Here is an 8,051-nt window from a genome sequence, read left to right on the forward strand (position 1 = left end):
ATGGAGGGCGCGATCTCGGCCCTCGGCAAGGACAAGGTCATCGGCGTCTACTCCGCCAACGACGGCATGGCGGGCGGCATCATCACCGCCCTCAAAGCCGCCGGTATCGCCAAACTTCCCCCGGTCACCGGCCAGGACGCCGAACTCGCCGGCGTCCAGCGCATCGTCATGGGCGAGCAGTTCATGAGCGTCTACAAGCCGTACGTCCAAGAAGGCCCCGTCGCCGCGCAGATGGCCGTCGCCCTCGCGAAGGGCCAGCCGCTGACCATCATCACCAAGACCACGGTCGACTCCCCCACGCGGAAGGCCGTCCCCTCCGTGATCATCCCGATCGTCGCCCTCACCCAGGCCAACATCAAGGAGACGGTCATCCGCGACGGCGTCTACTCGACCTCCGAGATCTGCACGCCCAACGTCAAGGACGCCTGCACGGAGATGGGCCTGAAGTAACCGCCACGACAGGCGTCGGGGCCGGCCGTGGGCGTGTGGTGCGGTCCCGCGCTCAGTGCGCCTGGTCCAGGGCCGTCGTGATCCGTCCGAGGAGCTGCTGGAGCGAGAGGACCTCCTGCACGGACAGACCCGTGGCCGAGAGGATCTTCAGGGGTACGGGCAGCGCCCGTACCCGCAGGTCAGAGCCTTCTTCCGTGAGGCGGACCGTTACCGAGCGCTCATCCTCGGCGCTGCGCTCACGGGTCACCAGGCCCGCCGCCTCCAGCCGCTTCAGGAGGGGCGAGAGCGTGCCCGAGTCGAGCCGCAGGCGCTCGCCGATCACCTTGACGGGCTGCGGGCCGTGTTCCCACAGCACCAGCATCACCAGGTACTGCGGATACGTGAGGCCGAGCTCCTTGAGCGCCTCCCGGTAGACGCCTCCGAAAGCGCGCGACGCGGCGTGCAGGGAGAAGCAGACCTGGTGGTCGAGGCGGAGCAGATCCACGTCGGACGCCAGGGGCGGGTGCGACGCGGCGGGAGTCGACGAGGAGCTCATGGGACCAGGGTAGCTTGTCGCCCATCATTGAGTTGCGCACAATTTAGTTGTGTGCAACTCTTTAGCGCAGAGGAGAGCGGACGCCGCTCACCACCGGACGGAAGAAGAGGCATCCCATGGACGCGCTGTACACCGCCGCCGCCACCGCCAACGGGCGCGAGGGCCGGGCCGTGAGCTCGGACGGCCGGCTCGACCTCCCGCTGGCCATGCCCCCGGCGCTCGGCGGAAACGGCGAGGGCACCAACCCCGAGCAGCTCTTCGCCGCCGGGTACGCGGCCTGCTTCGCCAGCGCCATGGGAGCCGTCGGCCGTCAGATGAAGGTCGACACCAAGGACGTCTCGGTCACCGCCGAGGTCTCCATAGGCAAGGACGACACCGGCTTCGGCCTCGCGGTCGTCATGCGCGTCGAGCTGCCGGACGAGCTCGCGGGCGAGACCGGCCGCCGGCTCGTGGAGGCGACTCACGCCTACTGCCCGTACTCCAAGGCGACGCGCGGCAACATCGAGGTCGAGCTCGTCATCGAGTAGTCAGCGGCCGAACCAGCGGCTCCCGCTCAGGGCGAAGCCCGGGTCCACGAGGTATCCCCTCGCGGCCCCGGGCTTCGTCGTGCGCGAGGCGAACCGCGCCGCACGGGCGCCGCTCAGCCCGCCGCCACCTCCGCCCGGATGCGGTCGAACTGGGCCCCCATGGCTTCCGCGAGCGCGTGGGCGCCGGACAGCGGGCGGACCATCACCGTGAAGTCGTCGATGCGACCGCCCTCGTCGAAGTGGAGGAAGTCGCAGCCGTTGACCTCCAGCCCGTCGACCGTGGCCGTGAAGACCAGCGCCTGGTCACGGCCGTCGGCGCTGATGATCTCCCGTACATAGCGGAAGTCGGTGAAGACGCGGCTCACGGCCCGCAGGATCGCCGCTGTGATCGCCTTGCCCGGGTACGGCTTGAACGCCACCGGGCTGGTGAACACCACGTTCTCCGCGAGCAGTTCCTCGATCGCGGCGTGATCCCCGGACTCCACGGCCTTACGGAAGGCACTCGTCGCCATCGGCCACCTCTCCCCTCGCACCTCGATACTCAATTTTTTGAGTAGGTGCGGGCGACAGTAGCCACCTTCGTAGCCGCGCGTCCAGACGTAGGCGACCAGTGGCCACTTTCCAGCCACAACGGATTGTGACAGCCGGATTACAGCTTGACCTGCGACGACCAGGTGCTCCGGAAATCCCTTGGCCGGAAAGCCACTTCTGCGTCCACCCCGGCTCACCGCCGCACAGATGCTTTCCAGTCATTCTCCGGATACCTCAATGACATGTACGCGCCCCTGCTGCAACGCTGTGCTCGCACGTGGCACCCGCACCCCCCACCTCCCCCAGAAAGGGACGCTCGCGTGACCTCTCGTATAACGCGTTCTACGCGTGTCGCCGGCTCCGTCGCCGCCGCCGCACTGCTCGCCGCAGGTCTCACCGGCCTGGCCTCCGGATCCGCCGGCGCCTCCCCCACGCCCGACGGTTCCTCGGCGCAGCCACTCCGTCTCTCCGCCTCCCAGCGCGCCGAGCTGATCCGCGAGGCGAACGCCACCACCGCCAAGACCGCCGGTGAACTGGGCCTCGGCGCCCAGGAGAAGCTGGTCGTCCGCGATGTCATCAAGGACGCCGACGGCACCGTCCACACCCGCTACGAGCGCACCTACGCCGGACTGCCCGTCCTCGGCGGCGACCTCGTCGTGCACGAGACCCAGGCGGGCAAGGCGGCGGGCGTGACCCGGGCGACCAGAGCCGCCATCAAGGTCGCCTCCACCACCCCCGCCCTCGGCGCGGCCACCGTCCAGCAGAAGGCGCTCACCGCCGCCAAGGGCGCGGGCGCGGCGAAGGCCACGGCCGACCAGGCGCCCCGCAAGGTGATCTGGGCGGCGAGCGGCACCCCGGTGCTCGCCTACGAGACCGTCGTCGGCGGTTTCCAGGACGACGGCACGCCGAGCCAGCTGCACGTCGTCACGGACGCCACCACCGGCAAGAAGCTCTCGCAGTGGCAGGCCGTCAAGACCGGTACCGGCAACAGCGAGTACAGCGGCAAGGTGACGCTCGGCACCACCAAGTCCGGCTCGACGTACCAGCTCAGCGACTCCGCGCGGGGCGCCCACAAGACGTACGACCTCGCCCACAAGACGGCGGGCAAGGGCACGCTCCTCACCGACGCGGACGACGTGTGGGGCAACGGTCTGGCCTCCAACGCCCAGACCGCGGCCGTGGACGCGCACTACGGCGCGGCGACCACCTGGGACTTCTACAAGAACGTGCTGGGCCGCAACGGCATCAAGAACGACGGCGTGGCGTCCTACAGCCGCGTCCACTACGGCAAGGCCTACGTCAACGCGTTCTGGGACGACGGCTGCTTCTGCATGACGTACGGCGACGGGACCGGCGACGCCGCCCCGCTGACCTCGCTGGACGTGGCCGGGCACGAGATGTCGCACGGTCTGACGGCGGCCACCGCGAACCTCAACTACAGCGGTGAGTCCGGCGGCCTCAACGAGGCGACCTCGGACATCTTCGGCACCTCGGTGGAGTTCTACGCGAAGAACTCCACCGATGTCGGCGACTACCTCATCGGCGAGAAGATCGACATCAACGGTGACGGCACGCCGCTGCGGTACATGGACAAGCCGAGCAAGGACGGCGGCTCCAAGGACAGCTGGTCCTCCACCCTCGGCAACCTCGACGTGCACTACTCGTCGGGCCCGGCCAACCACTTCTTCTATCTGCTCTCCGAGGGCAGCGGCGCCAAGACCATCAACGGCGTCAGCTACAACTCGCCCACGTCGAACGGCTCCACGGTCACCGGCATCGGCCGCGACAAGGCCGTCCAGATCTGGTACAAGGCGCTCACCACGTACATGACGTCGACGACCAACTACGCGGGCGCCCGCACCGCCACGCTCAGCGCGGCGAGCGCGCTCTACGGCGCGAGCAGCGCGGAGTACAAGGCGGTGAACGCGGCCTGGGCCGCGGTCAACGTGAGCTGATCCGGCTGCGAAACCGCATGAGAACGGGCGCCCACCCCTGCCGGGGGCGGGCGCCCGTTCTCGTTGCGTCAGAGGCCCGCGCCGCGCAGCGGCGCACCGCCGAAGAGGCTGCCGAGCACATGGCCCGCGAACTCCAGGCCCGCCTGCTCGCGGGGCGTCAGTTCGCGGGGGTCGTCGGAGGAGACGGCGGCCGCCGCCGTTCCGCCGGTGAGGCAGGCAGCGGCGGAGAGGCTCACGAGGACGACGGCGAGGCGACGGAGCATGGGGAGTTCCTTGGCTGGTGGGCGGGCCGGCGTGTGCGGCTGATCGTGTACGACTCTCGCCAACCTGGCCCGCGGGGCGCGGTAGACAGGCTGGGGGTTGCCCCGATCGGATCAGCGGGCCCGGCCCGGGCTGACGGCCACCCGCCCGAGCCGTCGACGGCCGCGCCAAAAACCCCGATGGTGGCGCCGGCTCCCCAGGGGATCAACCTGGACAGCGCCTGAACCGGGCGTGAAGCGGGGGTGTGGGGAAGGTCTCCTCCACGACCGGGCGCCACGGGCGTACTCTCATGGCATGACTCTTCTCGTGATGCGCCGACACGTGGACTACGTGCGCGTCACCAGCATGAGCTGTCGCCCGCAGGACTGACCTTCGCGGCCTTCGCGGCCATGGCCCGGCCCGGCTCTCCGCCCGCCCCGGCCCTTCGCCCTTCTGCCAACGGTCCTGTCGCGGTCCCTCCGGTTCCGGCGCACCCACACGCCGATCCGTCCCGGCCGTCCTCCCGCCAACCCCGGGAACAGGACCTCCGTACATCCCGGAACGGAAACGGAACCCGCTCATGTCCAGCACCACCCTGCTTCCCACCTCACTTCCCGTGGTCGACCTCTCGCAGGCCGATGACCCGGCCACGCGTGACGCCTTCCGCGAGGGGCTGCACCGAGCGGCTCGCGACACCGGGTTCTTCCATCTGACCGGGCATGGGATCGAGGACGCGGAGGTCGCCCGCATATTGCGGCTGACCAGGGAGTTCTTCGCCCTGTCTGAGGCCGATCGGCTCGCCCTGAGCAATCTGCGCTCGCCGCACTTCCGGGGTTACACCCGCATCGGCCACGAGCTGACGGGCGGGCGTTCGGACTGGCGCGACCAGCTGGACGTCGGAGCCGAGCGGCCCGCGCCCGTGGTGGGGCCCGACGACCCGGCGTACCGCTGGCTGGAGGGGCCGAACCAGTGGCCGGACGCGCTGCCCGAGCTGCGGACCGTGGTGCTCGACTGGCAGGACCGGCTCGCGGCCGTCGCGCACCGGCTGCTCCAGGAGCTGCTCGCCTCGATCGGCGCCCCGGCCGACTTCTTCGACGCCGCCTTCGCGGACCGCCCGCATCTGCACACCAAGCTGATCCGCTACCCCGGCAGCGCTCCGGAGGGCGACGGGCAGGGCGTCGGCGCCCACAAGGACTACGGCTTCCTCACGCTGCTGCTCCAGGACTCCGTGGGCGGACTCCAAGTCCGGCTCGGTGACGGGTTCGTGGACGTTCCGCCGCTGCCCGGCGCCTTCGTCGTCAACCTCGGTGAGCTCCTGGAGATCGCTACGGAGGGCTATCTCTCCGCGACCGACCACCGGGTGGTCTCGCCACCCGGAGCGGTGGAGCGGTACTCGGTGCCGTTCTTCTACAACCCGCGCCTGGACGCCCGTATCGACACCGTCCCCGGCGGCTATCTGGCGCACGCGCCGGGTGTGGCGCACAGCGCCGACAACCCGCTGCACGCCGAGTACGGCCGCAACGAGCTGAAGGGCTGGCTGCGGGCCCACCCGCAGGTGGCGCGGCTGCACCACCCGGAGCTGGTGAGCTGAGCGGGTCCGCACGCGGGCACGTTTTCGGGGCGCCGTCCTCCCGCGACCGGCGGCGCCCCAAAGAGAGCGGGGCCGTCTGCTCGGGGATAGACGACCCGGCTCCGATTCCAGCTTGCGCCGTACTTCCGCGAAATGCACGGGTTGTGCGACCACTTAAAGTGGCCAATTCGGCTGCGCCAGGCCCGCCCTGCGAGCCGCGGGGCGGGTGGTACACATGCGGTCACACGGTGTGACCGGACGAGCACGTTCGGAATGACCGGGCGTCAGGCCGCCCCCGGCCCGGACCCGACGCCCACGACCAGCTTGATCGTGCGCTGGGCGAGGGCGGTGGGCGCCGTCCATATCGAGGCACAGGCCACCGCGTTCCTGTCCGGCGCGGACCCCACGGCGCCGCCCGCCGGGCACGAGCCGTCTACCACGAGCGACCTACCGCCCAGGTATGAGCCGTCTCCCGGGACTGCCACCGAAGTTCATATGGGTTCAAACCCACGGTGAATGCCAGGCGGTAGCCGCGATTCCTAGGGTGTTCCACACACCGAGGACATGAGTCCTTCGGGGATCACTCAGGAAAGGAACGATTCCATGAGTACGGTACGGGGGAAGTCCAAGTTCGCGTACGGCGCCGTCGTCGCGATGGCCGTCACCGGGATCGGCGTCCTGCCGGCGCACGCCGCGCCGACGCCCGCCAAGGCCGCACAGCAGCTGTCGGCCGTGTCGGCCACCAGCGCCACGACCACCAAGGCCGCCGCGTCCCGCAGCTACACGTACCTCTCCTTCAAGATCAACCGCAAGGACACCTCAAACTCGCGGCTGAGCCTGGTCTACGTCCAGGTCGTCAATCCGGACAAGGTCCACACGTATACCGTGAAGAGCTGGCGTGCCGGGTCGGGGACGGGCAGCACGAACTCGTGCCTGTCGAAGCGAGGGGTGCTGCCCAGCGCCACGTACGACATCAAGACCTTCGACGCGCACCACCCCGGCGGCCCGCACGGCGTCAACGGCATCTCCTGGTACATCGGGGACAAGCACTGCAAGCCCCACGGGAAGGGCACCAACCGCACGGAGCTCTTCATCCACAGCGAGATGCTCCCCAGCGGCAAGCAGGGTTCCAGCGAGCCCTACCGCTGGGACGGCAACAGCGACTACAAGTCGAACGGCTGCATAAAGCTCAAGCCGTCCGACGCCCGTGACCTGGCCGGCTACCGGTCCACCTACCCGCGCCCCGGGAAGCTCTACGTGTCGTGACGCCGACGCGTTCGGGGCCCTCGTCGACACCGGGCGGCGAGGGCCCCGGCCGTGCGCTAACCGGCGACGAACTCCTCGGCCCCGTACCGCACCTCCGCCGTGTTCCAGTCCACGCCCAGCTCGCCCACGAACTTCTTGGCGAGGTCGAGGTCGGCGAGGGGGGCGATGAGGATCAGGCGGCCGCCCCGGGCCGTGACCGAGCCGCCGCCGAGTTCGTCGCGGGCGGCGGGGTCCGCGAGGAGCGCGTCGTGCAGTTCGCCCGAGGTCACTCCGGTCGCCTCGATGTCGACCGCGTTGGTCTCGGGCGAGGTACGCGGCAGGTGGCGGAAGGTCAGGACGGACTCCTGCTTGTACTGCTTGCGGATGATGTCGGCGATGTGGTGCAGCCCGGCCGCGCCGACGTGGTTGACGTCGAACTCGCGCGAGCGCTCGTACGTCGCCTGCTTGAGGTCCGACGACCAGAACACGCCGTCCAGAAGCGTCGAACGACCGGCCTCGCCGCCGTGGGTGCGGATGACGTCGCGGACCTCGCGGTCGAAGCGGGTCAGGCGGGTCCTGAGGCGGGGGTCGGCGGGGTCGGTGATGGTGGCCGTGTTGTTGGTGGCGAAGATCTCGGCCGTCGCCGTGTGGCCCGCCCCGGACGAGGACGAGGACGGGGCCGACGCCGCCGCCGTGCCCGCGCCGGTCACGCCGAGGGTCAGCGCGCCGACCGCGACGAGGGTGCCCAACCGTCGATTCATTCCCGCGACTCCCTGGCCCGAGGCCCCCGCGGGCCCTGTGGTGCTGCGCCGGCCGACGCATCCGGGATCACGCTAAGGGGCGCGAGGGGGCATCTTCCGGGATATGTACGCGTATGGCCGATAACCGATGTCGCCGGGGCGCCGCCCTAGGGCCTGTCGTCAAATTCCCGTCTGTCCTGCGACGCCTGGCACGCACTCTCGCCGCACCGGGCGAAAGCCCACGTACGTCCAGTACGA

At 69.9% G+C, this 8,051-nt stretch carries 10 protein-coding genes; 5 read left to right on the top strand and 5 right to left on the bottom strand.

The features are described from left to right. A partial coding sequence (locus AB0G17_RS37050; protein WP_361392611.1) for a substrate-binding domain-containing protein occupies positions 1 to 450 on the top strand: 450 nt, incomplete at its 5' end. Between the two features lie 52 nt (positions 451 to 502). Here the strand turns inward: AB0G17_RS37050 and AB0G17_RS37055 are convergent. Next, positions 503 to 985, bottom strand: a complete 483-nt coding sequence (locus AB0G17_RS37055; RefSeq protein ID WP_361392613.1) for a MarR family transcriptional regulator — start codon at positions 983 to 985, stop codon at positions 503 to 505. Between the two features lie 116 nt (positions 986 to 1,101). Here AB0G17_RS37055 and AB0G17_RS37060 point away from each other — a divergent pair, with 116 nt between their 5' ends. Beyond that, complete coding sequence (locus tag AB0G17_RS37060; RefSeq protein ID WP_361392616.1) at positions 1,102 to 1,512, top strand: organic hydroperoxide resistance protein; 411 nt, start codon at positions 1,102 to 1,104, stop codon at positions 1,510 to 1,512. Between the two features lie 113 nt (positions 1,513 to 1,625). Here the strand turns inward: AB0G17_RS37060 and AB0G17_RS37065 are convergent, their stop codons facing one another. Beyond that, positions 1,626 to 2,024, bottom strand: a complete 399-nt coding sequence (locus tag AB0G17_RS37065) for a nuclear transport factor 2 family protein (RefSeq protein WP_361392619.1) — start codon at positions 2,022 to 2,024, stop codon at positions 1,626 to 1,628. Between the two features lie 339 nt (positions 2,025 to 2,363). On the opposite strand from AB0G17_RS37065, the gene AB0G17_RS37070 reads away from it, so the two are divergent. Beyond that, positions 2,364 to 3,998, top strand: a complete 1,635-nt coding sequence (locus AB0G17_RS37070; RefSeq protein ID WP_361392622.1) for a M4 family metallopeptidase — start codon at positions 2,364 to 2,366, stop codon at positions 3,996 to 3,998. A gap of 68 nt (positions 3,999 to 4,066) precedes the next feature. Here the strand turns inward: AB0G17_RS37070 and AB0G17_RS37075 are convergent, their stop codons facing one another. Beyond that, on the bottom strand, positions 4,067 to 4,261 hold the full coding sequence (locus AB0G17_RS37075; RefSeq protein ID WP_361392625.1) for a hypothetical protein: 195 nt from the start codon (positions 4,259 to 4,261) through the stop codon (positions 4,067 to 4,069). A 557-nt stretch (positions 4,262 to 4,818) separates the two neighbouring features. Here AB0G17_RS37075 and AB0G17_RS37080 point away from each other — a divergent pair. Next, the gene (locus tag AB0G17_RS37080) at positions 4,819 to 5,829 is read left to right on the top strand and encodes a 2-oxoglutarate and iron-dependent oxygenase domain-containing protein (protein WP_361392628.1); all 1,011 of its coding nucleotides are present in this window, start codon (positions 4,819 to 4,821) and stop codon (positions 5,827 to 5,829) included. Between the two features lie 263 nt (positions 5,830 to 6,092). On the opposite strand, the gene AB0G17_RS37085 is transcribed toward AB0G17_RS37080, so the two are convergent. Continuing rightward, the gene (locus tag AB0G17_RS37085; RefSeq protein ID WP_361392631.1) at positions 6,093 to 6,248 is read right to left on the bottom strand and encodes a hypothetical protein; all 156 of its coding nucleotides are present in this window, start codon (positions 6,246 to 6,248) and stop codon (positions 6,093 to 6,095) included. Positions 6,249 to 6,411: 163 nt separating this feature from the next. On the opposite strand from AB0G17_RS37085, the gene AB0G17_RS37090 reads away from it, so the two are divergent. After that, complete coding sequence (locus AB0G17_RS37090; RefSeq protein ID WP_361392633.1) at positions 6,412 to 7,074, top strand: hypothetical protein; 663 nt, start codon at positions 6,412 to 6,414, stop codon at positions 7,072 to 7,074. A gap of 56 nt (positions 7,075 to 7,130) precedes the next feature. Here the strand turns inward: AB0G17_RS37090 and AB0G17_RS37095 are convergent, their stop codons facing one another. After that, positions 7,131 to 7,814 carry a hypothetical protein gene (locus AB0G17_RS37095; protein ID WP_361392637.1) on the bottom strand — a complete coding sequence of 228 codons (684 nt, stop codon included), beginning with the start codon at positions 7,812 to 7,814 and terminating at the stop codon, positions 7,131 to 7,133. Positions 7,815 to 8,051: the final 237 nt, after the last annotated feature.

Source organism: Streptomyces sp. NPDC023838 (assembly GCF_040639555.1).
Taxonomy (GTDB): Bacteria; Actinomycetota; Actinomycetes; order Streptomycetales; family Streptomycetaceae; genus Streptomyces.